Origin of the sequence: Mesobacillus boroniphilus JCM 21738 (genome assembly GCF_000517385.1) — a bacterium.
GTDB lineage: Bacteria > Bacillota > Bacilli > Bacillales > Cytobacillaceae > Mesobacillus > Mesobacillus boroniphilus.
The window spans coordinates 1-2655 of sequence record NZ_BAUW01000180.1; the positions used below are offsets into that span (position 1 = coordinate 1).

Below are 2655 nucleotides of genomic sequence, written 5' to 3' on the forward strand. Positions count from 1 at the left end.
AAACTTAACATCTGCACCTATATTATTAACAGATTCTACATTGTTAACAACAGATACAAAATCAGCAATTCAGAAATTAGCTCCAGCAAATGCTATTATTCTGGGAAGTACTGAAAAGGTTGGTTCTACAGTTGAAACAGAATTACAGGGTTTGAATATCAAAAATATTGAAAGAATAAGTTGGACAACTCCAGAGCAGTTAAGCCAGTCGATTGCCCAAAGGATATTGGATATTGACAGCAATTCAATAATAATTGTTAATTCGACTTCATCAGTAGACTCTGCAATAGCTAGTGTATATGGTGCAAAGACGAGAACACCAATTATATTAAATAATCAATCAACCATTTCTCCAGAATTGCAAAGTCTATTAAGTAGTTATACAAATTTAAGCAACATTTATATTATTGGTGATACAACAAAAATATCTTCTACTGTAGAAACTACTTTAAAACAGTATGCAGATGTTGAAAGGATTACTGGAACTACAAGTGAACAAAGAAATATAAATTTCATAGAGAAATTCAACTTTCAAAATAGCTTAAATACGGTTACGAGAAGTAATAGTTCCTATCAGTTGTTTGCAGCAGCAGAAATGGCTATGTTCAAAGAGGGTACTCTTTTAATTATGGATTCAACTGAATTCAGTCCAAATTTATCGTCCTTTTTTAGTAGTTATGGAGGGGCTAATGTTATTTTCTATGGAGATTCGTCTCAAATTTCTGCTAATGCGTACAATAGTGAAGATCAGAGAATAGGTTCTATGTGGCCCTAATTAGCTAAAAAAGAAGCTCAATCTTAATAATTGTAATAATCCTAGAAATAGAAAAGAAAAAACACCTTAAGTTGGAATAGGTATATGCTACCTAAGAAACTAGGGTGTTTTTTCTTTTTCTTTAAGAATGATCTGTCAAAAAGTTTGTATAGTCCATTATTTCATATTAATAATTACAAGAAAAATGGGTATCAGATATTATATTCACTCTTTCGGACTCAAGGCAGTTACATCTTTCAATTATATGTCTTCCTCCTAATATCAAAAATTTCTAAAGAAGAAGGTATTATCAGTTGTATGTCCCGAAGATCGCCACTGATAATGCCCAATTAAAATTTGTATATTCTGAGTTGGTTCCAGAGGGATTTTAAGTATCAATAATTAGCCTATATATCTATTCTGAATTAATAAAATGTTGTAGTACAAAAAAGAAAACAAAGCTGGAATATGAATATTTGAAAAATAGAAATCATTGAAGAAAAAATAGGTATAAATCTCCCATCCTAAAATACCCGATAATATATAAAACGAACTTTGAATTAAATAATTTAAAAATACATGCCTCTCATTTTTCTTAGAAATGGGATTGGCAATTAGTGAATATATAACAGCACCTGCAAAAACTACTGGCATTACCATTGAAAAAATAGATAAGATACTAGTTATTATGGTAGGTATTAAAGTACTTACGAGTTTTTTTCTTAACATAATGGCAACTCATTAATGTTAAACTTGTTTTTTAAACTACTATAGGCCTCTGACAATAAGTCATAAATTAGAACTATCATTCTTACTACACTCCTGTTTTAAAGACACTCTCTACGGCAAGGTACAATAGATTATGAGGGGTTACTAAAAATACTGCTACTCTAAGTGCTTGTATTTATTTTGGTTATCACCTACTTTCCATTATAACCTCCCCCCTATACAAGGTCAATTTGTCAATTCAGTCTAACTCCAAAATAATAAACATTTTTTCGTTAAAAATCCTCTAAGTGACATTCTTTCCTTATTATTATCAAAATAGTAGTAGGATGAAAATTTCTAATCCTACATCTACAAAGATACATTCATCTTGGCAACCTTGTCTTTACCACTTTGTCCAATATACTTAAATTGCCCCATGACAATATGCTATGGAAGCTTTGTTGCAAATGTTGAGTTCATCCTTAAGTTACCTCATCATTTTTTAATAGTGAACTATATTTTAAATCTTCTCATGGCTTTATCCATACTATCCTGGTTGACTCCAATATAGCGCAGTGTTATCTGTGGTGAACTGTGGTTAAAGATTTCCTGCAGCATGGCCACGTCCTTGGTTTGATTGTAGAAATGCTAACCAAATGTTTTTCTGAGTGTATGGGTGCCGATCTCCTCGAGTCCGAAATGCTCTGCAGCTTTCCTTAAAATCTTGTAGGCCATACTTCTTCCAATCGGCTTATTCTGACCTTCCCTAATCTTAAATAGGTATTCCTCGTCACCCTTTATAGACGTTAATCCTTCTTATCGCAAAATACGTATTATAAAAAAATGCCCAAACCCATACCAATCAAGGATATAGACACTTATATTGCCATTGATTATCGCTAAATAGCGATAAAAGGAAGTAATCTGAAGAATCCACTGGAAGAAAGTCGGCGAAAAAGAAGATTGTTATAGGAGGAACTTTGATTTCACGCATGTTATTGAGCTTAAGAAGTAACGGTCAAAGTAATATAATTGTGGAATTCAGAAATAAATAAAGTAGAGTTCCCGCCTCAGATTAAAGCCAGTTGTTTTTGGAATGCAAAAGTTCTAATAAGCCTTCAAGATGGTAGACTTTTCCCCTTGGGGTAGTACCTCAATTATATTTTTCAAAGTTATGTTCTGATTATATAATT

Annotated in this window: 1 protein-coding gene and 1 pseudogene; one reads left to right on the forward strand and one right to left on the reverse strand. The window is 32.1% G+C overall.

What is annotated here, in order from left to right:
• The coding region (locus JCM21738_RS21475) for a cell wall-binding repeat-containing protein (protein WP_023613836.1) at positions 1-775 on the forward strand (775 nt) is incomplete at its 5' end.
• Between the two features lie 1200 nt (positions 776-1975).
• On the opposite strand, the pseudogene JCM21738_RS21480 reads toward JCM21738_RS21475, so the two are convergent.
• A pseudogene (locus JCM21738_RS21480) lies at positions 1976-2254 on the reverse strand (tyrosine-type recombinase/integrase); the annotation flags it as partial.
• Positions 2255-2655: the final 401 nt, after the last annotated feature.